26 protein-coding genes are annotated in these 24,830 nt (G+C 38.1%); 21 read left to right on the top strand and 5 right to left on the bottom strand.

From position 1 onward, the window contains the following. Positions 1-32 precede the first annotated feature (32 nt). Together NRL14_RS17450 and NRL14_RS17445 are read right to left on the bottom strand one after the other, a co-directional pair. Positions 33-917, bottom strand: a complete 885-nt coding sequence (locus tag NRL14_RS17450; protein ID WP_033030912.1) for a LysR family transcriptional regulator — start codon at positions 915-917, stop codon at positions 33-35. Between the two features lie 385 nt (positions 918-1,302). After that, the gene (locus NRL14_RS17445) at positions 1,303-1,725 is read right to left on the bottom strand and encodes a DUF2721 domain-containing protein (protein WP_007377863.1); all 423 of its coding nucleotides are present in this window, start codon (positions 1,723-1,725) and stop codon (positions 1,303-1,305) included. Between the two features lie 84 nt (positions 1,726-1,809). On the opposite strand from NRL14_RS17445, the gene NRL14_RS17440 reads away from it, so the two are divergent. From NRL14_RS17440 to tsaD, 3 genes are read left to right on the top strand one after another with little or no spacing between them, the layout of a single operon-like run. Next, the gene (locus NRL14_RS17440) at positions 1,810-2,163 is read left to right on the top strand and encodes a DUF2007 domain-containing protein (protein ID WP_306725232.1); all 354 of its coding nucleotides are present in this window, start codon (positions 1,810-1,812) and stop codon (positions 2,161-2,163) included. Further along, positions 2,156-2,746: a YjaG family protein gene (locus NRL14_RS17435; RefSeq protein ID WP_008134889.1), complete on the top strand. Its 591-nt coding sequence runs from the start codon at positions 2,156-2,158 to the stop codon at positions 2,744-2,746. The genes NRL14_RS17440 and NRL14_RS17435 overlap by 8 nt, the downstream gene beginning before the upstream one ends. A 40-nt stretch (positions 2,747-2,786) precedes the next feature. Next, the gene (gene tsaD / locus NRL14_RS17430; RefSeq protein ID WP_007377860.1) at positions 2,787-3,800 is read left to right on the top strand and encodes a tRNA (adenosine(37)-N6)-threonylcarbamoyltransferase complex transferase subunit TsaD; all 1,014 of its coding nucleotides are present in this window, start codon (positions 2,787-2,789) and stop codon (positions 3,798-3,800) included. Between the two features lie 20 nt (positions 3,801-3,820). Here tsaD and plsY read toward each other — a convergent pair whose 3' ends face one another. After that, the gene (gene plsY / locus NRL14_RS17425; protein WP_008134886.1) at positions 3,821-4,423 is read right to left on the bottom strand and encodes a glycerol-3-phosphate 1-O-acyltransferase PlsY; all 603 of its coding nucleotides are present in this window, start codon (positions 4,421-4,423) and stop codon (positions 3,821-3,823) included. A 247-nt stretch (positions 4,424-4,670) separates the two neighbouring features. Between plsY and folB the strand changes: the two genes are divergently transcribed. From folB to NRL14_RS17385, 8 genes are all read left to right on the top strand, one after another. Next, entirely contained in the window at positions 4,671-5,030 is a 360-nt protein-coding gene (gene folB / locus NRL14_RS17420; RefSeq protein WP_008134884.1) for a dihydroneopterin aldolase, read from the top strand. Then, a complete protein-coding gene (gene folK / locus NRL14_RS17415; RefSeq protein ID WP_306725231.1) occupies positions 5,031-5,519 on the top strand; it encodes a 2-amino-4-hydroxy-6-hydroxymethyldihydropteridine diphosphokinase in 489 nt (162 codons plus the stop codon). Next, entirely contained in the window at positions 5,516-6,316 is an 801-nt protein-coding gene (locus NRL14_RS17410; RefSeq protein ID WP_007377856.1) for an undecaprenyl-diphosphate phosphatase, read from the top strand. Before folK ends, NRL14_RS17410 begins: the two co-directional genes overlap by 4 nt. Before the next feature lie 179 nt (positions 6,317-6,495). Next, positions 6,496-7,851, top strand: a complete 1,356-nt coding sequence (gene mpl, locus NRL14_RS17405) for a UDP-N-acetylmuramate:L-alanyl-gamma-D-glutamyl-meso-diaminopimelate ligase (RefSeq protein WP_008134879.1) — start codon at positions 6,496-6,498, stop codon at positions 7,849-7,851. Position 7,852: 1 nt separating this feature from the next. After that, complete coding sequence (locus tag NRL14_RS17400) at positions 7,853-8,473, top strand: flavin prenyltransferase UbiX (RefSeq protein ID WP_033030926.1); 621 nt, start codon at positions 7,853-7,855, stop codon at positions 8,471-8,473. Further along, positions 8,473-9,402 carry an ABC transporter ATP-binding protein gene (locus NRL14_RS17395; protein WP_033030928.1) on the top strand — a complete coding sequence of 310 codons (930 nt, stop codon included), beginning with the start codon at positions 8,473-8,475 and terminating at the stop codon, positions 9,400-9,402. The genes NRL14_RS17400 and NRL14_RS17395 overlap by 1 nt, the downstream gene beginning before the upstream one ends. Next, complete coding sequence (locus tag NRL14_RS17390; RefSeq protein ID WP_007377852.1) at positions 9,403-10,170, top strand: ABC transporter permease; 768 nt, start codon at positions 9,403-9,405, stop codon at positions 10,168-10,170. It begins immediately after the preceding gene. After that, entirely contained in the window at positions 10,170-10,838 is a 669-nt protein-coding gene (locus tag NRL14_RS17385) for a tRNA (guanosine(46)-N(7))-methyltransferase TrmB (RefSeq protein WP_149606123.1), read from the top strand. The genes NRL14_RS17390 and NRL14_RS17385 overlap by 1 nt, the downstream gene beginning before the upstream one ends. Positions 10,839-10,851: 13 nt before the next feature. On the opposite strand, the gene NRL14_RS17380 is transcribed toward NRL14_RS17385, so the two are convergent. Continuing rightward, positions 10,852-12,735, bottom strand: a complete 1,884-nt coding sequence (locus NRL14_RS17380) for a GGDEF domain-containing protein (protein ID WP_306725230.1) — start codon at positions 12,733-12,735, stop codon at positions 10,852-10,854. A 274-nt stretch (positions 12,736-13,009) separates the two neighbouring features. Between NRL14_RS17380 and panP the strand changes: the two genes are divergently transcribed. Continuing rightward, positions 13,010-14,635 carry a pyridoxal-dependent aspartate 1-decarboxylase PanP gene (panP, locus tag NRL14_RS17375; RefSeq protein ID WP_306725229.1) on the top strand — a complete coding sequence of 542 codons (1,626 nt, stop codon included), beginning with the start codon at positions 13,010-13,012 and terminating at the stop codon, positions 14,633-14,635. Between the two features lie 277 nt (positions 14,636-14,912). Here panP and argE read toward each other — a convergent pair whose 3' ends face one another. Further along, positions 14,913-16,067, bottom strand: a complete 1,155-nt coding sequence (gene argE / locus NRL14_RS17370; protein ID WP_096792597.1) for an acetylornithine deacetylase — start codon at positions 16,065-16,067, stop codon at positions 14,913-14,915. 221 nt (positions 16,068-16,288) lie between these two features. Between argE and argC the strand changes: the two genes are divergently transcribed. From argC to NRL14_RS17325, 9 genes are all read left to right on the top strand, one after another. Next, the gene (gene argC, locus NRL14_RS17365) at positions 16,289-17,299 is read left to right on the top strand and encodes an N-acetyl-gamma-glutamyl-phosphate reductase (protein WP_007377847.1); all 1,011 of its coding nucleotides are present in this window, start codon (positions 16,289-16,291) and stop codon (positions 17,297-17,299) included. Beyond that, positions 17,300-18,067, top strand: coding sequence for an acetylglutamate kinase (gene argB, locus NRL14_RS17360; RefSeq protein WP_007377846.1), 768 nt, complete (start codon positions 17,300-17,302; stop codon positions 18,065-18,067). Positions 18,068-18,074: 7 nt separating this feature from the next. Then, positions 18,075-19,007, top strand: a complete 933-nt coding sequence (locus tag NRL14_RS17355; protein WP_007377845.1) for an ornithine carbamoyltransferase — start codon at positions 18,075-18,077, stop codon at positions 19,005-19,007. Continuing rightward, positions 19,004-20,206 carry an argininosuccinate synthase gene (locus NRL14_RS17350; protein ID WP_033030930.1) on the top strand — a complete coding sequence of 401 codons (1,203 nt, stop codon included), beginning with the start codon at positions 19,004-19,006 and terminating at the stop codon, positions 20,204-20,206. Before NRL14_RS17355 ends, NRL14_RS17350 begins: the two co-directional genes overlap by 4 nt. A 48-nt stretch (positions 20,207-20,254) precedes the next feature. Then, positions 20,255-22,120, top strand: coding sequence for an argininosuccinate lyase (gene argH, locus NRL14_RS17345; protein ID WP_306725228.1), 1,866 nt, complete (start codon positions 20,255-20,257; stop codon positions 22,118-22,120). 230 nt (positions 22,121-22,350) lie between these two features. After that, positions 22,351-22,551: a hypothetical protein gene (locus NRL14_RS17340; RefSeq protein WP_007377842.1), complete on the top strand. Its 201-nt coding sequence runs from the start codon at positions 22,351-22,353 to the stop codon at positions 22,549-22,551. A gap of 16 nt (positions 22,552-22,567) precedes the next feature. Beyond that, the gene (locus NRL14_RS17335; RefSeq protein ID WP_033015339.1) at positions 22,568-23,101 is read left to right on the top strand and encodes a hypothetical protein; all 534 of its coding nucleotides are present in this window, start codon (positions 22,568-22,570) and stop codon (positions 23,099-23,101) included. Positions 23,102-23,599: 498 nt separating this feature from the next. Then, positions 23,600-24,109 carry a hypothetical protein gene (locus NRL14_RS17330; RefSeq protein ID WP_050484154.1) on the top strand — a complete coding sequence of 170 codons (510 nt, stop codon included), beginning with the start codon at positions 23,600-23,602 and terminating at the stop codon, positions 24,107-24,109. Further along, positions 24,102-24,629: a hypothetical protein gene (locus tag NRL14_RS17325; RefSeq protein WP_306725227.1), complete on the top strand. Its 528-nt coding sequence runs from the start codon at positions 24,102-24,104 to the stop codon at positions 24,627-24,629. The genes NRL14_RS17330 and NRL14_RS17325 overlap by 8 nt, the downstream gene beginning before the upstream one ends. Positions 24,630-24,830 lie beyond the last annotated feature (201 nt).

Genomic DNA, 24,830 nt, shown 5'->3' with positions numbered 1-24,830 from the left:
TTGTGTCGCACTTATCTCAAGACAAAACGAGGTTAGTTGATTGTCGTTGCGGCTTTTTTAATGAGAGATAACAGTTGATCTATATGTTCATTAACAGCTGTCTGTTTGTTTGTTTGTACGACTAACTGTTCGTGGCTTAAACTCTTATTTGTTTTTAGCTGAATTAACTCAGAGTGCTCTGCTACAGCATTCGTATGCTCTATGCTAGCAATAGCAAAGTGGTCTGACTTTTCTAAACCAGCTATGACCTGTTCAATACTACCCACTTTAATGCTTGATGACTTATTTAAAGAGTCAATTGCTTCATTTAGCATTGTTTGAACTTGTTTTGATTGCGAAAAGCAACCATACATCGGGAAGCTATCAAGGTCGTGCTTACTAATGTCATTTTTTTGAGCTAATGGGTGATTTTTAGATACGAATAAAATGAGTTGATCTGGTAAATGTATATCACTGCCAATACTATTAATCGCTTGTGAATATACGCTAATATCAATTTCACCTAGTTGAAGCTTTCGGCTCAGTTCGTGTTCTTCTTGCAGTTGCATTTCTATTTTTACATGTGGGTACTGTGCTAAAAATTGCCCGCAAGAAATAGGTACAACATTACTTGCTTTATTGGTGTAACCAATAATTAATTTCTCACCTGTTTTTCCACTTACGGATTGAAAAATAAGCTTTTTAGTAAGCTCTAGCTCAGATAAAGTGTTTTTTGCGTAATCAAGGAATAGCTCACCTTGCTGAGTTAGCTTTACAGAACGAGTTGAACGTTTAACTAGTTCGTATCCCATTTCATCCTCAAGTGTTTGAATACTTCGCGTAAGTGCGGAGGTGCTGATTTGGGTTTGTTCTGCTGCTTGTCTGAAATGGCGTAGTATGCCGAGTGCTACAAATTGTTCTAATTGTTCAAATCTCACTTTATAGTCCCTTTTTATAAGTAAGTCGCGGATGCCGCGAACATCAATTATATTAATTTTTAGCTAAACAAAATAGTAAAATTTAATATCTAAATGCGTTTGCAAATTTATGACAAATTTTGGTCAGGATATCCCCCTTTTAATATTTATCAAAGAGGTAAATTGTTAAAAAGTATTATCCTTTAGCCTTGAAACTCATGATTTATTACTTACCTAGTATCCTTTTTAGGGATAAGTAAATCATAAAAAAGGCTTTGTAATCAATTTTTTATATATTCTAGTAAAGACGAACATTCTAAATTAAGAAAAAAGTATGCCACATAATAGGGTATTGATTAAGCACAATTTACGAATAGTTGAATGAACATTGACACATATCAGCTTTTTATTTAACAAAGTTACGATTAACACGGTTGCTTAATGGTTTGTTTTCTATGCTTTGGAGTTCTATTTCAATAGCATCACATGATATGTGGATTTCAAATAAAGAGGTTAATAACGATAAACTTAAGCAAGTTAAGCTAACACCAAATAAAATAATGCCCGCTGTATTAAATTCAATAAATAGTGCAAACATGGATAAAGTGCATAATAAAAATGATGCCACACCATATACTTGCATAGTTCTAATTAGCTTAATACGCTTTCTCAAGTTTGTTATTTGCGCGACGACAACGGGGCGAATTGACTCTCCTTCTCGTGCATTTAGTTCCCGAATTAATTGTGCTAATACTAAAAATCGGTTTGTGTAGGCAAGTAATAACAATGATATTGCAGGAAAAAGTAAACCTGGAGTGGTGAGTGTCATAATGTATCCTTAAGTGGTATTACTAGCTTTAATTTGTACAGCGTAACGCAAGATATTGTATACATAAAATAAACGAGGTGGAAATTGCAAAATACTAATAATACAAACGAAACTGTAGGCTCTTTTCAATGGGTAACAATTTATAATGCCGAAAATACCCTTGAAGCTAATATTCTTAAAGGTTTAATACAAACAAGTGGTATTGAATGCCAAATTAAAGGAGAGATGTTGCAAGGCGCAATGGGAGAAATCCCATTTGATCAAACCCAAGTTAGCGTGCAGGTTTATGCGATAAAAGAGCGCCATGCGCGACAAATATTGGTAAACTATCAACAAGTAAAACAATCCGCTCCAGATTGGGTATGCCCTAACTGTAATGAGCATAATGGATCAACATTTGATTTTTGTTGGTCATGTGAGACATCAAAGAATGACTAAAGCAAATAATTTTCAGCGTATTAGAGAGCTAAACTATTTACAAAAAGCCGTTTTAGCGAGTGCTTTAATTGAGCGAATGCTGCCAAATTACGGTTTATTTAGCGAAGCAACAGGGTTTGGTGACGAAACCTTATTACGAAATTCGCTTAATGTTTGTTGGGAAAAAATATTACTACCTAAAAGTAAAATAGATCTCGAGAAACAAGTTGAAAAAATAGAGCCAAATGTTCCTGAACTTGCTGATTTTGATATGTTTGGTACGTATCCAGCTATTGATGCAGCAACGTCGTTACTTAGCTTAATGCACGGTTTAATGGCGCAAGACGAGCAAGAGTTCATTAGTGTAAGCAAAATATCGCAAGCGACCGTTGCGCGTTTTATTGAATACCAAATGACAGTTGAAGGTGAAATCGCAGATAATACCGCCGTTAGAGAGCATCCATTAATGCAATACGAGATTGAAGTATTGGGTGAGCTAATTGATTTTGTAGAGAATATGGGGCGTATTACCTCCGATAGCGTAAAGGCACTTAAAAAGTTTGCCCTTGAAGATGGCCAAACAAATATTGGTCTTTCGTTATAAAAATAGTTTAGTAATAATTTAAAAAGGCTGGAGAAATACTGTGCGAATTTTAGGCATTGAATCGTCGTGTGATGAAACGGGTATAGCAATATACGATGATGAAAAAGGCTTGTTAGCTCATCAATTATATAGCCAAGTAAAAGTACACGCTGATTATGGCGGTGTAGTGCCGGAGCTTGCATCACGCGATCATGTTCGTAAAACGCTACCGCTTATAGATGCTGCTTTTGCGCAAGCTGGTTGTGGCCCCGAAGATTTAGATGGTATTGCTTATACTGCAGGACCTGGCTTGGTTGGCGCACTACTTGTAGGTACCTCCATTGGCCGCTCTCTAGCATACGGGTGGGATATTCCTGCGGTAGCGGTTCATCACATGGAAGGGCATTTACTTGCCCCTATGCTTGAGGAAAATATCCCTGAGTTTCCGTTTATTGCTTTATTAGTATCTGGCGGTCATACCATGATGGTTAAAGTAGCAGGTATTGGACAATACGAAGTACTAGGTGAGTCGGTTGATGATGCTGCAGGTGAGGCTTTTGATAAAACGGCTAAGTTGCTTGGTCTTGATTACCCCGGTGGTCCGCGCTTAGCTAAAATGGCTGAACAAGGTGTTGCTAAACGCTTTGTATTTCCTCGTCCGATGACTGATAAGCCAGGCCTTGATTTTAGTTTTAGTGGTTTAAAAACAGCTGCATCAATCACTATTCGTGAAAATGATGATGACGAACAAACTAAAGCCGATATAGCGCATGCATTTCAAACTGCAGTTATTGATACGCTTGTTATTAAATGTAAGCGAGCACTTAAACAAACCGGTATTAAACGTTTAGTCATTGCAGGCGGAGTAAGTGCAAATACACAGCTTCGTTTACAGCTTGAGCGCGTTATGAAGGGCATGAAAGGCGAGGTTTTTTATCCTCGTACTGAGTTTTGTACCGACAATGGAGCAATGATTGCTTATGCGGGTATGCAGCGTTTAAAAGCAGGGCAATTTGCCACGCTTGATATGAAAACAAAACCGCGTTGGCCAATAGATAGCTTGGAAGCTATTTGATACTCGATATATTAAATGTTTTAATTTTCATCTGTGGGTGTTTTTTTAGTGCCCACTTTTGGTTCATCGCCACTAAATAATCTAATAATATTAGTGCGATGACGAAAAATAATTAAGATCGTAATAAAAGCGACTGGTAATGTATAAAGTGGTTTTATTAGCCAAGTATACAAAGGTGCTAAAGAGACAGTAACCAATGCTGCAAGTGATGAATAACGTGTAACTGCAATAATAACTAACCACGTAAAAATAAGTAAACCCGCCAGCGATAAACCAATAGGTAACAATGACCCAAATGCTGTAGCGACTGCTTTACCGCCTCTGAAACTAAAAAACAGTGGATACATATGTCCTAAACACGCAGCAACTGCAATCAAACCTAACTCAAATGGCTCAAACTTTAAAAAATAAGCGCCCCAGACCGGAATCGTCCCTTTTAAAATATCAAAAATTAACACTAAGCAAGCAGGTAATGCACCTCCCAATCTATAAACATTAGTTGCGCCAGGGTTGTTAGAACCATGGCTTCGAGGATCTGGAAGGGAGAATAGTCGTGACACCAATATGGCCGATGAAATTGACCCGAGTAAATAAGCTAAAACAAATATCAAAATGGCTAACACACGCTTCCTTACTTTTTTATTGTTATACCAACCACATTTAATGCAATTGGTATTGCTTTTGGGCTATTATTGGCGGCAAAATTTATCGTAAAAATTATTATGCTTCTTTCATTACTAGCTAACCTAGCTATTTTGTTATTGTAGAAGGATTTTTTACATATTTAAACACTGATTAAAGCATATACAGCATTAATTTTTTTGATGCTTTATATAACAAGTTCAGTCGTTTTGGTTATTTGGAGTATCAATGGACAAGGTATTTATATCTCAATTGCACGTCGACACCATTATTGGAGTGTACGACTTTGAAAAAGAAAGTAAACAGAGCCTTTATTTTGATATTGAAATGCTGAGTGATATTAAACCCGCAGCTGCGAATGACGATATTAATTTAGCACTTGATTACTCAAAAGTAAGTGAGCGAGTTATTGAGCACTGCACTGCTAAACCAGTTGAATTACTCGAAACATTAGTAGAACAATTAGCGCAAATTATTTTGACTGAATTTAATACTCCACAAGTAACAATTAAAGTAAGTAAACCCGCAGCAGTGGCGCAAGCGCAAACTGTAGGTGTTGAAATTACACGCGCTAAGGTAAGTAAGTAAATGGCGCAGATTTATATCAGCCTTGGGTCAAATATAAATAAAGTACATTACATGCAATCTGCATTAATCGCACTTGAGCGCCACTTTAAAAAAATTATTCACTCGTCTGTTTTTGAGAGTGAAGCGGTGGGGTTTGCTGGTAATAATTTTTATAACTCGGTGGTTGCAGCGACAACAAGCATGGCATTGGCTGATGTATGCGCTCTATTAAAGCAAATAGAACGTGATAATGGCCGTACTGCCAGTGACAAAAAATTTAGCCCTCGGACACTGGATTTAGATTTACTGTTTTACGACGATGTAATTTGCCAAAGCCCTGCACAACTGCCCCGTGACGAAATAACTAAAAATGCATTTGTATTACAGCCTCTGAGCGAGGTTGCTCCTGATTTTTATCACCCTGTAGCTAAACAAACAATTGCCCAGTTATGGAGTGCGTATAATAACCCTCAACAAAAATTATGGAAGGTGGAGTTTTCTAACCCATGAGTATTATTGAAATAATTATTTTAGCCCTCATTCAGGGGTTTACTGAGTTTCTACCTATATCGAGTTCAGCGCATTTAATTCTACCATCGCAAGTTTTAGGCTGGGAAGATCAGGGACTTGCATTTGATGTCGCTGTTCACGTTGGGACTTTAATTGCGGTCGTTATTTATTTTCGTAAAGAGGTGGCCGATATACTTACTGGGTGGTTTAAATCATTTGGCGCACAAGGTACTACAGATGATAGTAAGTTAGGCTGGTGGATTATTTTAGGCACTGTTCCAGCGGCTATTTTAGGCTTACTGCTAAAAGACTTAGTTGAATTGTATTTACGCAGTGCATGGGTTATTGCCACAACGACCATTGTATTTGGTTTACTCCTTTGGTACGCCGATGCAAAAGGTAAGCAAATTAAAACTATTTACCAACTTAATTGGAAAACAGCGCTTCTCATCGGTTTTGCACAAGCTGTTGCAATGATCCCGGGAACTTCTCGCTCAGGTATTACCATGACTGCTGGTTTAATGCTTGGAATGAATAAGCAAAGCGCAGCGCGTTTTTCGTTTTTACTGGCAATTCCTATTATTTCTATGATGGGGCTATATTACACAGTAGAGCTTGCGCTAGGCGATCATGTTGTAGATTGGAACACGTTATTACTAGGTGTGGGGTTATCGTTCCTATCAGCTTATGCATGTATATTTATGTTTTTGAAAGTGATAGAGCGAATGGGTATGCTGCCGTTTGTAATATACCGCTTATTACTAGGTGTTGGCTTGATTGTATTTTTGACAATGTAGTTAACCACCGACGAACAAAAAAGCCTTCTAACTTAAGAAGGCTTTTTTGTTATTAAAGTGTTGTTTTTTGGCATGAGTGAAATGCTTACTCGCAATGGTAACTCAGCACTAATTTTGGCATTATAGCGCCATTAAACTTTACATTACTGTAAAGTGGTCACGCGATTTAAGGAAAGTATATGCATATACATATTTTGGGCATTTGTGGCACGTTTATGGGTGGTATTGCAGCCATAGCTAAATCGTTGGGTCATAAAGTAACCGGCTCTGATCAAAACGTTTACCCGCCAATGAGTACGCAACTTGAAGATCTTGGTATTGAATTAACCCAAGGCTATGACGTATCTCAATTAGATCCAAAGCCTGATATGGTGGTTATTGGTAATGCAATGAGCCGTGGTAACCCGTGTGTTGAATATGTCCTTGATAAAGGTCTGCCTTATACTTCAGGTCCTGAATGGCTTAAACATAATTTATTGCAAAACTCATGGGTGCTTGCTGTAGCAGGGACCCATGGAAAAACAACCACAGCGAGTATGTTGGCATGGGTATTAGAATACGCTGGCTTAAAGCCTGGGTTTTTAATTGGCGGCATAGTACAAAACTTTGGTATATCAGCGAAAGTGGGCGAAACGCCATTTTTTGTTATTGAAGCCGATGAATACGACACTGCTTTTTTTGATAAGCGCAGTAAGTTTGTGCATTACCTCCCACGTACGCTTATTTTAAATAACCTTGAATTTGATCATGCTGATATTTTTGAAGATTTAAACGCAATAAAAAAACAATTTCATCACTTAATGCGTACATTACCCCAAAGCGGCAAGGTAATTTGGCCAAAGCAAGACGTAGCGCTTAATGACGTAATAGCACAAGGGCTTTGGAGCGAAAGCGAAACGCTCGGTGTTGATTGGAATTATGAGCTAATAAAAGCCGATGGTAGTGAGTTTAATGTATTACTTAATGGCGAAAAGCAGGGAGTTGTTCGCTGGCAAGCAATAGGCGAGCATAATGTTAAAAATGCGATAATGGCTATAGCTGCTGCGCGCCATGTGGGTATAGCCATTGATCATAGTATTGATGCGTTAGGAGAATTTATTAGCCCTAAAAGGCGTATGGAGCTTAAGGCTGATATAAATAATATTAAAGTGTATGACGACTTTGCGCATCACCCAACGGCAATTAAAACAACGCTTGCGGGCTTGCGCGCAAAAGTAGGCGATGAAAAAATTATCGCTATTTTAGAGCCGCGCTCAAACACCATGAAAATGGGCGTACACCAACATACATTATTAGATTCACTGCGTGATGCTGACGAGGTACTACTTTTTGAACCAGAGAATCTAAATTGGTCGCTAAAAGAACAAGCAGATAAAGCGGGTATGCAGTGCTTTAACAGTACACAAACAATTATTGATGCAGTGCTTGAAAATATTGAGCCTAATCAACACATTTTAATTATGAGCAATGGCGGTTTTAATGGCCTTCATCAACACCTTGTTAATGGTTTAGCAGCTAAATACAGCGGAGAATAACGTGCAATTTAAAGATAAAATTACGCTCGCTTTTAGTGGTGCATCGGGTGCGCCTTATGGGCTTAGGTTACTTGAAGTATTGCTTGAGCAGCAATTTCAAGTTTACGTACTTATCTCAAGTGCTGCGCGAGTGGTGCTTGATACAGAATCAAACATCAAGCTCTCTGGTAATGAAGATAAAGCCACTGAGCAGTTAAGTACGCTGTTTAATGCCAAACCTGAGCAGCTAAAAGTATACGGTAAAGATAACTGGTTTAGCCCTGTGGCTTCGGGCTCAGCTGCACCTAAAAAAATGGTGGTATGTCCGTGTAGTGCTGGGTCGGTTTCTGCAATTGCAGTGGGGGCGTCAGATAATTTATTAGAACGCGCCGCTGATGTGGTAATTAAAGAACGCGGACAGCTCATTTTAGTGCCTCGCGAAACACCATTCAACGAAATTCATTTAGAAAACATGCTTAAGTTATCTCGTTTAGGGGTGACAATTATGCCAGCAGCGCCTGGTTTTTATCATAAGCCACAAAGTATTGAAGACTTAGTTGATTTTATGGTGGCGAGAATTTTAGATCATTTAAACATTGAACATAACCTAACAAAACGTTGGGGTTATGGTGAGGGTAAATAATGAATAAGCAAAATATTGCTTTAAATATAAAAGGCCTTACCAAGGTTTATAAAAATGGTGTTGAGGCTATTAAAGGCGTTGATTTACAAGTTGAAGAGGGCGATTTTTTCGCTTTACTTGGTCCAAACGGAGCAGGTAAATCAACTACTATTGGTGTTATTTCGTCACTTGTTAATAAAACAAAAGGCAAAGTAGAGGTATTCGGTTGTGATATTGATACCGAGCTAGAAGCTGCAAAAGCGCATTTAGGACTCGTGCCGCAAGAGTTTAACTTCAGCCAGTTTGAAACTCTTAGCCAAATACTGGTTAACCAAGCCGGTTATTATGGTGTGCCACGCGGCGAAGCCCACAAGCGCGCCGATAAATACCTAGCGCAGCTTGGTTTGTTAGAGAAAAAAGACAAACAAGCGCGTACGCTTTCAGGCGGTATGAAACGCCGTTTAATGATTGCCCGCGCACTTATGCACGAGCCAAAACTGCTTATACTTGATGAACCAACAGCAGGTGTAGACATAGAACTTCGCCGTTCAATGTGGGATTTTTTACGCCAAATAAATGAGCAAGGCGTAACGATTATTTTAACCACACACTACCTTGAAGAAGCTGAGTTACTGTGTAAAAACATCGCCATAATCGATAATGGCCGAATTGTTGAAAACACCACAATTAAAGCGTTGCTTGCAAAGCTTGATAAAGAAACCTTTATTTTAGATTTAAAAATGCCTGCAAACCCTGTCACGCTTGAAGGCTATAAATTTACCATGACGGACGATCACACTGTTGAAGTTGAAGTCGCTAAATCTCAGGGGTTAAATGCGGTATTTAGTGCATTAACAACTCAAGGTAATACTGTTTTGAGTATGCGAAATAAAGCGAACAGACTAGAAGAATTATTTGTAGGATTATTAGAGCAAGGGCGGGGCGAATAAATGTTTAAATATGGCGTAGCCTTAAAGAGTTTATGGATTAAAGAGTGCATTCGTTTTTTACGTATTTGGGTGCAAACCTTAGTACCACCGGCAATTACGATGAGCTTATATTTTGTTATTTTTGGTAACTTGATTGGTTCACGGATTGGCGATATGGGTGGCTTTAGCTACATGGAGTTTATTGTACCTGGTCTTATAATGATGTCGGTTATTACTAATTCCTATTCCAATGTAGCCTCTAGTTTTTATTCAACAAAGTTTCAAAAAAGCATTGAAGAGCTTTTAGTTGCACCTGTGCCTAACTACATTATCGTGCTTGGTTATATGGGCGGTGGTATGACGCGCGGTATTATGGTGGGCTTTATAGTTACCTGTGTGTCGTTGTTATTTGTTGATATTCAAATTCATAATATTTTTGTAATTATGGCGACCGTTATTTTAACCTCGGCTGTATTTGCTTTAGGTGGTTTAATTAATGCAATTTATGCAAATAGCTTTGACGATATAAGCATTATCCCCACCTTCATACTAACGCCATTAACCTACTTAGGAGGGGTGTTTTATTCTATATCGTTATTGCCTGAATTTTGGCAAAATGTATCACAAATCAATCCTATAATTTACATGGTTAACGCATTTCGTTATGGCTTTTTAGGCGTGTCGGATGTCGATTTAAGCGTGGCGCTTGGGGTTATTTTAGTATTTATAACAGCGTTATTTACATTAGCGCTTACATTAATTAAAAAAGGTGTGGGGCTAAGACACTAATGAGTGATGCAAATTCACGTAGTATTGTATCTAATCAAGCGGGTATTCACGAAAAGCTTGATGAAATAGTAAATAAGCACTTAGAGGCTGAGTTTAAAAAACCGATTGCAGCGCATACTCAGGCCGCATTTGATGAAGTAAACGCTAAAGTACAGGCCTTTAATGGCCCGCTTATTTTAGACTCGTGCTGTGGCGTGGGTGAAAGCTCAGCTAACTTAGCTAAGCGCCATCCTGATGCACTTGTCATTGGTATTGATAAGTCATCACACAGATTAGATAAGCACGATGTTGAGTACAAGCAAACCGACAGCGGGCAATATATTTTAGTTCAAGCTGATTTAAATGATTTTTGGCGTTTAGCGGTTGCTGCTAATTGGCAACCTACGCACCATTACTTGTTGTATCCAAATCCATGGCCTAAGTCTAAGCATATTCGTAGACGCTGGCATGGCGCGGCTATTTTTCCATTTATTGTTAAGTTAGGTGGTCAATTAGAAGTGCGCAGCAATTGGGATATTTACGTTAAGGAGTTTGCTAGGGCACTTGAATTAACAGGTAACCCTTGCGATGTAACGCTTTATGAGTCAGACGATGCAATTACGCCTTTTGAACGCAAATATTGGGCCAGTGGCCAGCAAAGCCACCGACTCATTATTAATTTAACCTAATGTGATGACCAATTTAGCTCATTAATTCTTCATTACTTTGAGAATTAACATGTGGCGCTGGGGGAGCAAAATAAATACCTTGCATCAGCGTCACATTCGCTTTTTTCAGTGCGGTCACTATGGTTGCATTTTCTACTGAACCGGCTGTGAGTTGTAAGCCAAGTTGGTTTGCAAAGCTTGCTATGTGTTCAATAAACAAATAGATATCTTTATCGTTAACAATTTGTTTTATTAAGGCCCCATCTAGCTTAATACCATCGACTTCAAGTTTTAGTACGTTAGAAATATTTGAATAACCACTGCCAAAATCATCAATGATTACTTTTACACCCTTTGTTTTAACCATTCCTATGAATGCTTTTACCTCTGAAAAATTAGCTATAGCTTGTGTTTCTAATAATTCTAAGGTGATGTTACTCGGGTGTGGATAACGTTTTAATTCGTCGGCTATAAATTCGCTCAAACTAGGATCAAGCATATCTTGCGCGGTTATATTTAAGCTCCAGCAAATATCTGTTTTTCTAAAGCGGCTAATACATTGTGAGAATATAGTACGAGTTAACAAGCCATCCATTCTTGAACGAGTAACTACATTTAAAAAAGCCTCTGGCTTGAGTATTTCACCACTTGCTGTAACCATGCGCGCTAAACATTCATACTGCACTACGCGTTTAGTGTTTATATCAATAATAGGTTGAAAGTAAGGGACAATACGGTTGTTATCAAATGCTTCACGAACCTCTTTAGCCATTTCTACATTGTATTGATATTGCACTTTTACATCGTGAAGTGCTTTTGAGTAATTAACAACGGTATGGCGACCTTGTTTGGCTTGCAGTGCCGCAATATGGGCATTTTCTAATAACAAAGATTTGTTACCGCTGGCTATACCGGCACACAACGTAATATAAATAAACGGGTCGGTTAATAGTGGGGTATTAAAGTTGTAGGTTTCGATTAAGTCGTTAAACTCATCGTACGGAATTTCTTTTGGTGCAAGTAATACCAGTTTATTGGTCGCTAAGCGATAAATATGACAACGAGCAGAGCAGCGACTTTTAAAATGCATGAGCAAGTTCTTCATTACTTTATCGCCCACTTCAGTGCCATAAAAGCTATTTATGTCTTCAATTTCGTTAATCCAAATAACAGCTAATTGCATATGGTGCGCATTACTTTGCTTTAGGAAGTATTCAAGTGCTATATGATTTGCAAAGCCCGTACTGGAGTCTGTTGCTAAAGATCGTTTGAGTAAGTAAATATAAATAGTTGCAACAAGTATCGCGATAAAGAAAAAGAAGCTCGCCATAGCGGCCGCTTTTGATACACTTTCTTTAAGTTTTTGGTTTAAATCATAAATGGTGATATCAGCACCTGTTATGTAGGTTTTACCATTAGTGCTATCAACATAAGGGATAAAAATAGTTTTAAAATGTCCCCATTGATCTGCTGATATTTCAAATACAGGCTCTGTCGAATAAAAAGCACTAATGTTCGCCTTAGTGGCTTCAGGGTAAAGATCTAAAAACTGGGTTACTTTGCCATTGCTTTGGTCTTCTTTTGTATAACTCGATGCACTAAAGTAGACTTTGTTATCTTGAAGTACCATCGCGTATACATAAGCAATGTTGAGTGCTTGGGCAAAGTCAGAAAGTTGCTTACTCTTTTTTTGATAATCAGAAAAACTAATCGTTTTTCCCTGATTAACTTTATTTAGGTATGTATCGCCGAGTATATGCTTAACACTGGTGGCTGCGTTAAGTAAGCGCGTATCAACAGAGTGCATTATATCTGCGCGTGTTGTTTGGTAAGTATAATAAACGTAGGTAAGTAAACTGATTAAAAATAGGCTAAAACCCGCCATTAACCAACTTACCCTTACTCTTCCTTTTAGCATGTGCGTCCCTTTTTTGTTATTTTTTTATTATACGCAAAATATATAAATGCCCAATAATTAATTCTTATTTATTGGCAAGGCTTAAATATTAATTAAATTATCACTTTTTTGTCATGTCTTTGTCTGCTTTTATGGCTTTAAGCGAGACATTTTAGTTATATTGCAGTAAAGTTAGCGCAATTAATTAAAAACACTGTTACTTAAAATAACGCCTTAATTTGGCGTGTTTCATAGACAAACACGTGTTTTAGCTACACACACACTAGGTATTGAGATGGATCAAAAGCGTTGTGCCGTCGCCTCTAAAGAAAGCCTTAAGCGTATATTTACTGTACCTGAAGCGCCAGACTCAACTTTAAGCAAAATCGAGCTTGAAATTTCGAGTAATTTAGCAGGTTTCTTAAACGAAAATATTGCGGCAATTGAAAAACCATTACATGAAATAGAAAAAGACTTTCAATCGGCAGTGATCCCAGAAGATCCAACGTTTGTATCTGCTTATGCCCAAGACATTATGGAGCAACTTGTTGCGCATTCTGTGCATACAGCTGCGCCTAGCTTTATTGGTCACATGACCTCTGCTTTGCCGCATTTTTTATTACCGCTGTCAAAACTGATGGTAGGGCTAAATCAAAATCTAGTAAAAATAGAAACATCTAAAGCGTTTACGCCTCTTGAACGTCAAGTACTTGGGATGATGCATCATCTAGCTTATGGGCAAGAAGATTTATTTTATTCTAAATGGATGCACAGTGCTAAAACCTCATTAGGTGCATTTTGCTCTGGTGGTACGGTTGCTAATATTACTGCGCTTTGGATTGCGCGAAACCGTTTATTAAAACCGGATGGCGATTTTAGAGGTATAGGCGCACAAGGCTTAATTGCCGGTATGCTGCATTATGGCTATAAAGGTTTAGCGGTATTAATATCAGAACGTGGACATTATTCATTAGGTAAATCGGTTGATTTACTCGGTATTGGTCGCGATAACCTAATTGGTATTAAAACTTGCGAAAATAATAAAGTCGATGTAATAGCGATGCGCGAAAAAGCACGTGAGCTTGAAGCGCAAGGCATTAAAGTAATGGCCATTATTGGGGTGGCGGGTACAACCGAAACCGGGAATATTGACCCACTGGACGAAATGGCCGATTTGGCACAAGATATTAACTGCCATTTTCATGTAGATGCTGCATGGGGAGGAGCGACGCTTTTATCAAACACGCATCGTCCTTTACTAAAAGGAATTGAGCGAGCAGATTCAATTACCATTGATGCACATAAACAAATGTATGTACCCATGGGCGCTGGTTTAGTTTTATTTAAAGACCCCGCTGCAACTGATGCAATAGAGCACCATGCTGAGTATATATTACGTAAAGGTTCAAAAGACTTAGGTAGTCACACGCTTGAAGGTAGTCGCCCAGGTATGGCGATGTTAGTACATGCTTGCTTACGTGTTATTGGTCGTAAAGGCTACGAGATGTTAATCGATCGTAGTATAAAAAAAGCACATTATTTTGCTGGTTTAATTAAAGCAGATGAAGATTTCGAACTTATTTCAGAGCCTGAGCTGTGTTTACTAACGTATCGTTATGTACCTAAACAGATTAAGCAGGCAATAAAAGATGCTGATGCAACAACACGTTTAGACATTTTTGCATCACTTAATCGTTTTACTGCGAGTATGCAAAAGCGTCAGCGGGAGTCTGGTCGCTCGTTTGTATCACGTACACGCCTAACGCCATCTAAATACGATAATCAACCTACTGTTGTATTTAGAGTGGTCCTTGCAAACCCACTTACATCAGGCGCTATTTTAAAAGATATTTTAGCCGAGCAAAAAGAACTAGCTAAAACAGATCCTGTATTTAAAAAGTACCTCAGTAAGTATATGTAGCTAATAGGGTGTAATTTAAAACAAGAAGACGCTTAATTGCGTCTTTTTTTTACTTGGTTACTTAATAAACTTGAGGGATTAAACCTAACGCTAATTTCTTATTTACAACTGTATGAACACAGGAGTAATACCAATCTGCTTAAATATAGGGTCTATTTAACGTTAAGGAAATTACGCTAGAACTAGGCAAAAAATTTTGTATCTAGTTGCTCTAAATAATTATTTTCTGTTGTCATCGATAAGATTTTTTTATCTCAAAATAGGGCACTTAATTAAGTTAATTGATATTAAAACAGCTGGCTTTAATAATGTTACTGATAATTTTTTGTGACGGTTTTATTTTTTCCATTGCTAAAAACTCATCAGGCTGATGGGCTTGATTTATTGAGCCCGGCCCCATAACGATTGTTTCACACCCTAATTGCTGAATAAAAGGTGCTTCAGTACAGTAATTAACAGCTATTGCTTTTTGCCCTGCTATTTTTTCAGCTAATATCACTAAAGCACTGTCGGTGTTGCCAGTAAAGGCTGGTATTGGCTCGTGTAAATCAATTACGCTGACCGCATTGGGGTATTGTTGATTTATCTCTTTCGTTGCATCAAGTATTAATGCTTGTAACTCTTTTACACTCAAACCTGGTAATGGGCGCATATCTATATGCATTTCGCAGCAAGCACAAATTCGGTTAGCGTTGTCGCCGCCATGAATATTACCAAAATTTAATGTTGGGTAAGGTATTTCAAAGTGGCTTAATGAATACTTATGCTTTAACTGCTCTTTTAAGAACAATAATTTTGAAGTCACTTTATGCATGATTTCTATGGCGTTGAGACCACGTTCGGGATCAGAGCTATGACCTGAGCGTCCAATTACTCTAATCGCTGTACTCATATGTCCTTTATGTGTAAATACCGGTGTCATATCAGTAGGTTCACCAATTATACATCGCGCAGGTTTTAAATTTGGGTGCTTACATATTTGCTGTGCACCTGCCATTGTGGTTTCTTCGTCGGCAGTGGCGAGTATTAAGATAGGCTGGGTTTGCTGCTTTTCATCAAGTTCACTAATCGCTTGTAATACAAACGCAAAAAAACCTTTCATATCAATGCTACCGAGCCCATATAATTTATTGTCGAGTTCGGTAAGTTTAAACGGATTATGATTCCAGCGACTATCATCAAACGGGACAGTATCGGTGTGGCCCGCGAGCATTAATCCACCATCTCCTTTGCCACGTTTAGCTAATAAGTTATAGCGACCTTTACCTCCTTCTAATTCAATGATTTCACATGTAAAGCCAAGTGTTTCGCACCACCTCGCAAGTAGTTCAATTACGCTTTTATTACTCATACACTGACTATCTTCAATTGCACTGATAGACGGAGCTGCAATCAATTGTTGATACATAGAAATAAACGATGGCAAAGGCATAAAAAAATCCAAAATAAGTATTCAATTTAATTGCATAACAATATAAAAGTATTTATGATGAATATCAATTCACTTTTTAAGCATAAATATATTAAAGTAACGTTATGAAAACAATGCGACGATAATCAAAATTCATTAATAAAAGGCTAAATTAGCGCCAAGGCTAGTTTAAGCGAACAAGATAGACAAGTAACAACTAATTTTAAGATAACGAGTAACAAATGAATGTAGTGATTATTGGCGCAAGCGGTTACAGCGGCGCAGAGTTAGCAAGTTTAGTTGCTAAACACCCAAACTTAACTTTAGCGGGTTGTTATGTATCAGAAGGCAGCTTAGATAAAAATAAATTGCTAAGTGATTTATATCCTGAACATCTAGGCTTGCTCGACTTACCATTACTCCCTCTTGGTGAATCAGCTTTTGATTACATTCAAACTAGTGCTGACTATGTGTGCTTATGTACAGACCATAAAGTGAGTGTTGATTTAGCACCGCGTTTTTTAGCAATGGGTAAAAAGGTATTTGATTTATCTGGTGGCTATCGCCTTGCAAGCAATGATGATTACGTTACATATTATGGTTTTGAGCACCAACATCCTGAGCTATTAAATAAAGCTGCTTATGGTTTAGCTGAGTGGAATGGCGAAGCTATTGCCAATGCACGGTTAGTCGCTGTTGCTGGATGCTACCCAACGGCCGCACTAAATGCATTAAAGCCTTTGCAACAAGCCGGTTTATTAAGCGAACAGAGTATTATTATTAATGCGGTATCGGGAGTTACCGGCGCAGGGCGTAAAGCCAGTGTAGGAACGCATTTTTGTGAAGTGTCGCTTGCACCTTATGGTTTGTTTAATCATCGCCACGGTCCTGAAATTGAGCAACATCTTGGTCACCAAGTCTTATTTACGCCGCACTTAGGCAATTTTCCTCGTGGTATTTTAGAAACTATTTATGTGCAGTTAAAGCCTGAGGTAACAAGTGAGCAAGTAACACAAGCGTATCAGGTACTTGCCGATGAGCCACTTATTCGTTTATTAGGCGATAAAATCCCATCAATAAAAGGTGTAGCTAAGCAACCTTATGTTGATATTGGTTGGCAGCAGCAAGGATCGCAATTAATTGTTATTGCAGCAATAGATAATTTATTAAAAGGCGCTGCAGGTCAAGCTTTACAGTGTATTAATCTATCAATGAATTTAGAGCATACCACGGGCTTAAAAGGAGCGTTTTAAATGAGTAAAAAAACGTGGGTTATTAAACTAGGTGGTGCTGTACTTAATACAGAAAACGCGGCTAAAGCATTGTTTGATGTACTTAATGAGCAACAAAATGCTCAGTTTGTAATTGTACACGGTGGCGGTGCACTTGTTGATACTTGGCTAAAAGAAGCTGGTTTTGCCAGTGCTAAGCACCAAGGTTTGCGTATCAGCCCTGCAGAGCAAATGCCTTACATCGTAGGTGCACTAGCAGGTTGTGCCAATAAACAATTAATGACTCAGGCTATTAGTGCAGGGCATAAACCGGTTGGGTTAAGTTTGTATGAAGCGGGTGTTACTGCTACTCAAAAGTTAAAAGCACTTTGTTTAGTAGGTAAATGTACAAGTAACGATGATTCTATTATTAACGATTTACTTAAAATTGGCAGGCTACCGATCGTTAGCTCTATCGGTTTTGATGAGCAAGGCCTTTGGTATAACGTAAATGCTGATGAAGCTGCAGCGGCTATTGCTAGTAATTTAAACGCAGAACTTATTTTTATGACTGATGTAGAAGCGGTGCTTGACGCAAATAAGCAGCCCTTACATCAACTTGACACAAAACACATTGATACTTTAATAGATGAAGGAGTAATTGTGGGCGGGATGGAGGTCAAAGTTAAGACCAGCCTTCACGCTGCCCAACATTTACGACGCGGTGTGTATATTTCCAGCTGGCAAAAGCCAGAAAATTTAACTGACTTGCTTGAAGGCAAGCATGTCGGAACTAAAATTACACCATAGGTTTATTATGTTTAAGAATTTTTTAACCGGTTTAGAATTAGACCAAGAAGGCGCACTTAATTTACTAAAGTTAGCGCAAGACATTAAAGTAAAACCAGAGAAATACAGCCAAGTATTAGCTGGTAAATCGGTTGTAACGTTATTTGAAAAACAAAGTTTACGTACGCGTTTATCATTTGATATAGGTATTAATCGTCTTGGTGGTCACGCGGTTTATTTAGATCAGCAAAATGGCGCTATGGGTGCACGCGAATCAATTAAAGATTTCGCTCTTAATATTTCAACATGGGCTGACGGGATTGTAGCGCGTGTTAATCAACACAGTACGCTAACTACATTAGGTGAATATTCATCGGTACCGGTGGTTAATAGTTTGTGTGATTTGTATCACCCGTGCCAAGCACTCGCTGATTTTTTAACGCTTCAAGAAGTACATGGAGATGTAAGTGAGCTTAAAGTTGCTTACTTAGGTGAAGGTAATAACGTAACTCATTCATTGATGTTGTTAGCAGCTACACTAGGTACAGATTTTGTAGCTGTAACACCAAAAGGGTGCTCACCAGATTCACAAATACTTAAAAAAGCAGAGCAGATTGCAGCAATGAACGGTGCATCAGTTATGGTGAGCGACAGAGTTGAAGCTGCTGTTGGCGCAAATGTTGTTTACGCAGATACTTGGGTATCAATGGGTAATACAACACCAATTGAGCAAGTTAAAGCCAAGTATATGCCATATCAGCTAAATCAGGCATTGCTAGATCAAACCGGTGCTACGACGGTATTACACTGCCAACCGGCGCACCGTGAATTTGAAATTACCTCAGAGGTAATGGATGGTCCAGCATCTAAAATTATTCAACAAGCAGAGAATCGTATGCACGCGCAAAATGCTCTGCTAGTTACATTATTAAATCCAAATTTTGTTAAGGAACACCTATGAGTTCAATTAAAAAAGTCGTTTTAGCCTATTCAGGTGGTCTTGATACATCGGCTATTGTGCCATGGTTAAAAGAAAACTATGGTTGTGAAGTTGTTGCGTTTGTAGCAGATGTAGGTCAAGGGGCAGAAGAACTTGAAGGCGTAGAAGCTAAAGCAATTGCCTCTGGTGCATCTGAATGTTATGTAGTTGACTTAAAAGATGAAATGGTAAGTGATTACATTTACCCAACACTTAAAACGGGCTCAATTTATGAAGGCACTTATTTATTAGGTACCTCTATGGCGCGCCCAATTATAGCTAAAGCGCAAGTTGAAATAGCGCGTAAAGTAGGCGCTGATGCACTTTCTCATGGTTGTACTGGTAAAGGTAATGACCAAGTTCGTTTTGAATCATGCTTTGCAGCACTCGCACCTGATTTAAAAGTAATTGCGCCATGGCGTGAGTGGGACTTATCGAGCCGTGAGTCATTACTTGATTACTTGGCGGATCGTGACATTCCGTGCTCAGCATCAGCGACAAAAATTTACAGCCGTGATGCTAACGCATGGCATATTTCACACGAAGGTGGCGAGCTTGAAGACCCATGGTGTCAACCAACTGAGCAAGTATGGACATGGACTAATTCTCCAGAGCAAGCACCAGATAAATCAGAACTCGTAACTTTAAAAGTTGTTGAAGGCGAAGTGGTTGCTGTAAATGGCGAAGAACTTAAACCATATGACTGTTTAGTTAAATTAAACGATATTGCATCACCTCATGGTGTTGGTCGTGTTGATATTGTAGAAAACCGTTTGGTAGGCATGAAGTCACGCGGTTGCTACGAAACGCCCGGCGGTACAGTTATCATGGCAGCACTTCAAGCAATTGACGAGCTAGTGCTTGATAAAGCAAGCCGTAAATGGAAAGAAGTGCTGGGTGGTGAATTTTCGCATTTAGTATATGACGGCCGCTGGTTTACACCACTTAAAGATTCTATTTTAGCCGGTGCAGAAGCGCTTTCTAAAGTGGCAACAGGTGAAGTCGTACTTAAATTATATAAAGGTCAAGTAACTGCGGTTCAAAAGCAGTCGCCAAATAGTTTATATAGCGAAGCATTTGCCACATTTGGTGAAGATGATGTGTATGACCAATCACACGCTGAAGGCTTTATTCGTTTATTCTCGCTTTCAAGCAGAATTTCAGCACTCGCTAAAAAGTAAATTATTACGCCCCTGTAAAAGGGGCAATACAGGGTTTGGAGATATTTCATGGCATTATGGGGCGGACGTTTTTCTACGGGTCCAGATGAGGCGTTTAAGCAATTTAACGACTCTCTTCCCTTCGATTATCAGTTAGCAGAGCAAGATATTATCGGCTCTGTGGCATGGGCTGGCGCACTTGAGCAAGTTAATGTGTTATCGAGTGATGAGCACAAAGAACTCGTTGCAGCATTGTATGAGTTACTTGAAGAAGTAAAAGCTGATCCACTCGCTGTAGCTACATCGGGCGCAGAGGATATTCACTCGCATGTTGAAGCTGCATTAATCGAAAAAGTAGGTGATTTAGCTAAAAAATTACATACAGGCCGAAGCCGTAATGATCAAGTCGCAACAGACTTTAGATTATGGTGCCGTGATACCGCTGAGCATATTTTAAAAGCAATTGAGCAACTTAAAGGCGAGTTTGTATCTTTAGCTGAGCGTGAACTTGGTACTATATTGCCCGGTTATACTCATTTACAGCGAGCACAGCCAGTATTATTTAGCCACTGGTGTATGGCTTACGTAGAAATGCTAGAGCGTGATGAAAGTCGCTTGCAAGACGCGAAAGCGCGCATGAATTTTTGCCCACTAGGAAGTGGTGCATTAGCCGGTACTGCTTACCCAATTGATCGTCAAGCACTTGCGCAAGGTTTGGGTTTTACTGGTGCGACTAAAAATAGTCTTGATGGCGTCTCTGATCGCGATTTTGTTGTAGAGTTATTAAGCTGTGCATCGATTTCGATGATTCACTTATCGCGTATGTCAGAAGATTTAATATTTTATAACTCGGGTGAAGCTGGTTTTATAGAGCTTGCAGATAACGTGACATCGGGCTCATCGCTTATGCCACAGAAAAAGAACCCTGATGCATTAGAACTTATCCGTGGTAAAACGGGTCGTGTATTTGGCGCGTTTAGTGCGATGATGATGACCTTAAAAGCACTCCCTCTTGCTTACAACAAAGACATGCAAGAAGATAAAGAAGGTATATTTGACGCTATGCCAACATGGCTTGCGTGTATTCATATGGCACAAGCTTGTATTAAGGACGTTAAGGTCAGAGGAGATCGTACACTTGCTGCTGCTAAAGGCGGTCATGCTAATGCAACAGAGCTTGCTGATTATCTCGTCGCAAGAGGCGTACCTTTTAGAGAGGGGCACCACATTGTAGGCGTCCTTGTTCAGCTTGCTATTAGCGAAAATAAAACGCTAGAAGAGCTTTCGCTTGAGCAATACAAATCAGTTAATGATGTTTTTGAAGACGATGTATACCCGGTATTAGAAATTGATGCGTGTATAAAAGCGCGCCAAGCTCTTGGCGGCACATCGATTGAGCAAGTAACTGGTGCAATTAAAGAAGCCAAAAAAAAACAGCAAATAACGGTTCGTGATGCAAATCTAGATGACGTTGAATCTATAGCTAAGCTCATTCAGCATTGGGCTACAGTTGGCGAAAATCTACCTAGAGCTAAAAGTGACATGGTGCATTCTATAAATGAATTTGCGGTCACTGAAATTAACGGTAAGGTATCGGGCTGTGCCTCGCTGTATATATATGATACAGGTCTTGCTGAAATTCGCTCTTTAGGTATTGATCCTCAAAGCGTTGTTACTGGGCAGGGGCGGCAACTCGTTGAGCATTTGTTAATTAAAGCTAAAAAACTGGCGTTGAATAGAGTTATTGTACTAACGCGTGTGCCTGACTTTTTCGAAAAGCAGCGCTTTACCTTTTGCACTAAAGACAGTTTGCCAGAAAAAGTAATGAAAGATTGTGAGCTTTGTCTTCGTAAAGAAAATTGCGATGAAGTTGCTATGGAATTTATTTTAAAGCCAAGTAAAAGTGTGGAGATCCCGTGTAAATACGTGGCTTAAACTCCCTGGATACAAAAAACGTACGGTTATCCCTGTGCGTTTTTTTATATCTAAAACAAACTGGTTTGATCTGTTGCATTTTTTAAAGTGTCAAATAAAGTTGGCATACAGGTTGCTTTATTATAGGTGGGTGGCAAAAATGGCTACCTAGATTAAAACAGGTAACATGTTTACCTATATAATAGCGTGATAAAAGTTGCGCAAACTATAATTTTATAAGGATTAATAACATGCAAATTTCAGCGAATAACCAAGTACAAATGCAAGCATATAATAAAACACAACAATTAAAGCCTGCAATGGAACAAACTGCTAGCCCTAAAACCCTGCAATCTGATACAGTAAGCATTTCTCAAGAGGCTATTGCTGCAGCAAGTAGTGATAGCTTACAACGTGGCGGGGGCAGTGTAATGCCTGTCAGACCAAAGTAATAATTTAAGGTTTTAAATGATTCTAACTGAGCTTTTTGGGTTGTTCTCACTGTCTGCTTTTACGATGTGGGGATTTCTGATGACTTTCTTTTTTAATGTGTTTGTATACTCATTAGATTTAAAAAGAGGTACAACTCTTCTGCTCAGTTCATTTATTATGATGATATCTTATACCTTATCTGACTACTTCTATACATGGCTTTCTATTAAAAACTCAATATACTTGGATTGGGCTTTGTATGATATTTCTACTATTTTAGCGTTAATATGCATATATAAAATAACCGAAAAAACAACACCTTCTTTTTTGTATTTAATTGTTGGATTGTCTATAAATTCGATTTTCTTTTTTTGTATGTATTTAGATATGTATATATTCGGAAATATGGAACGATGGTTTTTTTGGGATGTTTATACATACGCAGTTAATTTAATGGACTTAATTATGATAGTCGCATTAATTGTTGATAGAGACTTCCTAGGTCTTCATAAGTTAAAGAACAAAACCCTCAGTTACTTCAAATCAAACGATACCCACAAATTAACCTAGTTTAATATGTACGTTACTGAAGCCTTAACGGATTATGTAGGAGCTTTCTCCCAAAGGGGTCTTTTTAATGGCTTTCTTATGCTGTTTAGCTATTAATATAAATAAGGAAAGTAAGTCTCCTGTTTATTTATCTGCGCTTATGCTCTGCTCATATATTTTTAGTGGCTACATAGATTTATTAGAAAATTTATATTTAAGCTGGGCACTCTACGATTTCATTACAATTTTAGCTTTGTTAACTTTACAGTGCTTCAAAGTACTCCAACGTTCTGTAGCTTTTCACTTAATCATAATTTCGTTAACAATAAATGCTGTACTCACCCTCGTAATATATTATGACCTATACGTTTTATATAACTATGAGCCTTGGTGGTATTGGAGTGTTTATTCTATTGGCGGAAATATGTTCGATGTTTTAATGATTCTTTCACTAGTATTCAATAAAAATACCATTTTTAAAAGGGGGTGCTGCATTGAACTTTAAAAAGTTGAAAAATATTGAATGAACTTTTAATTAGCCCAACAGTTTCTTTGTACATAGGTGCATTTGTACAATGGGGATTCCTTATGGCCTTTTTGTATTCCCTTGCTCATTCGATTAATAAGCCTAATAAAGAAAAAGTGTATTTGTCTTTGGTTATGAGTGTTTCATATTCATTTAGTATATTTACAAATATGAATACGGTAACTTATCTTGATTTTTTATGTTTTGATATTTTAACTATTATAGCTCTTACACTTCTAAGGCGATTTCTAAAAAGGGATGTTGCCTATATATATCTTCTAACTGGTTTGACTATAAATTCAACCCTGCACCTTTTTATGCACTATGATATTTATGTACTAGATAATGTTGATTATTGGTGGCTTTGGAATTTTTATTTAATAGTTATCAATTTAGTCGATCTCACAATGGTAACTATTCTCTTTTTTAACAAAGATTTTTTAGGTTTAGTTAAGTTTACTAAATTTTTAACTGAAAAATTTAACAGGTCACGCCATGCCTGACTTTCTATGGAGGCTGGCTGGTTTATACGACTATATAATTATTTTTATTACATGGTCTTTTGTTATTGCTTTTTTATATAATTTGTCTATTAGCATTAACAAGTATGACAAAAGCTGCACACAGCTTGCATTCACTATGGTGGTATCTTACACCTCAAGTATTTTTATGGATCCCTTTAGCAACACACCTCATTTGACCCTTTTCATATTTGATATCGTAACTATATTTTTTCTGATTATATGGCGGAGCTATTTTAGTAAAAGCCTCCCTATAGCCTTTTATTATCTTTTAGTTGGACTTAGCTTTAACGCATTTGTTTTTTTTGGAATGCACTACGACAGTATTGTTTTAGGAAATTTAGACTACTGGTGGTTTTGGGCCTTGTATGTAATCGGGCAAATAATTTCTGATTTAACAATGCTTTTAGCTCTCCTAATTAATAAAGACTTTTTAGGTTTGGTTGCATTAAAACGTTATTTATTTGGCAGTACAAAAAGCATTCATAAAAAGGTTGAATAGAATGGAGGGTCTATTTTGGCAATTAAATTCAATTAATGAATATTTTGGAATACTTATTACATGGCTTTTTGTTTTTGCTTTTTTGTTCACTCTATCAATTGCTATTAATAAGCAAGATAAAAGCCCAGGGCAAGATCACGAACTTTACCTTGACTTAAAAGTATGATCTTATACTCCTTTTTTAAGGAGCATCCCCATGTC

The organism is Pseudoalteromonas sp. 20-92 (assembly GCF_030847595.1).
Lineage (GTDB): Bacteria > Pseudomonadota > Gammaproteobacteria > Enterobacterales > Alteromonadaceae > Pseudoalteromonas > Pseudoalteromonas fuliginea.
The sequence above is the reverse complement of the archived record's forward strand: the minus strand, read 5'-3'. Positions and strand labels throughout refer to the sequence as shown.

Bases quoted from the DNA above. Each gene is read 5' to 3' on its own strand.
- NRL14_RS17325 (WP_306725227.1), top strand. From the start codon at position 24,102: ATGCCTGACTTTCTATGGAGGCTGGCTGGTTTATACGACTATATAATT.
- NRL14_RS17335 (WP_033015339.1), top strand. From the start codon at position 22,568: ATGATTCTAACTGAGCTTTTTGGGTTGTTCTCACTGTCTGCTTTTACG.
- NRL14_RS17385 (WP_149606123.1), top strand. From the start codon at position 10,170: ATGAGTGATGCAAATTCACGTAGTATTGTATCTAATCAAGCGGGTATT.
- mpl (WP_008134879.1), top strand. From the start codon at position 6,496: ATGCATATACATATTTTGGGCATTTGTGGCACGTTTATGGGTGGTATT.
- folB (WP_008134884.1), top strand. From the start codon at position 4,671: ATGGACAAGGTATTTATATCTCAATTGCACGTCGACACCATTATTGGA.
- NRL14_RS17350 (WP_033030930.1), top strand. From the start codon at position 19,004: ATGAGTTCAATTAAAAAAGTCGTTTTAGCCTATTCAGGTGGTCTTGAT.
- NRL14_RS17395 (WP_033030928.1), top strand. From the start codon at position 8,473: ATGAATAAGCAAAATATTGCTTTAAATATAAAAGGCCTTACCAAGGTT.
- NRL14_RS17435 (WP_008134889.1), top strand. From the start codon at position 2,156: ATGACTAAAGCAAATAATTTTCAGCGTATTAGAGAGCTAAACTATTTA.
- argC (WP_007377847.1), top strand. From the start codon at position 16,289: ATGAATGTAGTGATTATTGGCGCAAGCGGTTACAGCGGCGCAGAGTTA.
- NRL14_RS17380 (WP_306725230.1), bottom strand. From the start codon at position 12,735: ATGCTAAAAGGAAGAGTAAGGGTAAGTTGGTTAATGGCGGGTTTTAGC.
- NRL14_RS17410 (WP_007377856.1), top strand. From the start codon at position 5,516: ATGAGTATTATTGAAATAATTATTTTAGCCCTCATTCAGGGGTTTACT.
- NRL14_RS17340 (WP_007377842.1), top strand. From the start codon at position 22,351: ATGCAAATTTCAGCGAATAACCAAGTACAAATGCAAGCATATAATAAA.
- argB (WP_007377846.1), top strand. From the start codon at position 17,300: ATGAGTAAAAAAACGTGGGTTATTAAACTAGGTGGTGCTGTACTTAAT.
- NRL14_RS17355 (WP_007377845.1), top strand. From the start codon at position 18,075: ATGTTTAAGAATTTTTTAACCGGTTTAGAATTAGACCAAGAAGGCGCA.
- NRL14_RS17390 (WP_007377852.1), top strand. From the start codon at position 9,403: ATGTTTAAATATGGCGTAGCCTTAAAGAGTTTATGGATTAAAGAGTGC.
- argE (WP_096792597.1), bottom strand. From the start codon at position 16,067: ATGCCTTTGCCATCGTTTATTTCTATGTATCAACAATTGATTGCAGCT.
- panP (WP_306725229.1), top strand. From the start codon at position 13,010: ATGGATCAAAAGCGTTGTGCCGTCGCCTCTAAAGAAAGCCTTAAGCGT.
- argH (WP_306725228.1), top strand. From the start codon at position 20,255: ATGGCATTATGGGGCGGACGTTTTTCTACGGGTCCAGATGAGGCGTTT.
- NRL14_RS17445 (WP_007377863.1), bottom strand. From the start codon at position 1,725: ATGACACTCACCACTCCAGGTTTACTTTTTCCTGCAATATCATTGTTA.
- folK (WP_306725231.1), top strand. From the start codon at position 5,031: ATGGCGCAGATTTATATCAGCCTTGGGTCAAATATAAATAAAGTACAT.